The sequence below is a fragment of the Variovorax sp. WDL1 genome (assembly GCF_001541225.1).
GTDB lineage: Bacteria > Pseudomonadota > Gammaproteobacteria > Burkholderiales > Burkholderiaceae_C > Variovorax.
The window spans coordinates 1-211 of sequence record NZ_LMTS01000121.1; the positions used below are offsets into that span (position 1 = coordinate 1).

Annotated in this window: 1 protein-coding gene; it reads left to right on the top strand. The window is 66.8% G+C overall.

Annotated elements, in window-relative coordinates; translation table 11 throughout:
- Window positions 1–211 (top strand): transposase (locus APY03_RS16645; protein ID WP_068678296.1); only part of this gene is annotated, 211 nt, incomplete at both ends.

Below are 211 nucleotides of genomic sequence, written 5' to 3' on the forward strand. Positions count from 1 at the left end.
CGTCGCAGTGGGCGGCGATCGAATCGATCGCCGGCAAGATCGGCTGCACGGGCGAGACGCTGCGCAAGTGGGTGCGCCAGGGCGAGCGAGACAGCGGCGTACGGCCAGGCCCGAGCACCGTCGAGCAGCAGCGCATCAAGGACCTTGAGCGCGAGGTTCGCGAACTGCGCAAGACCAACGAGATCCTGAAGTTGGCCAGCGCGTATTTCGC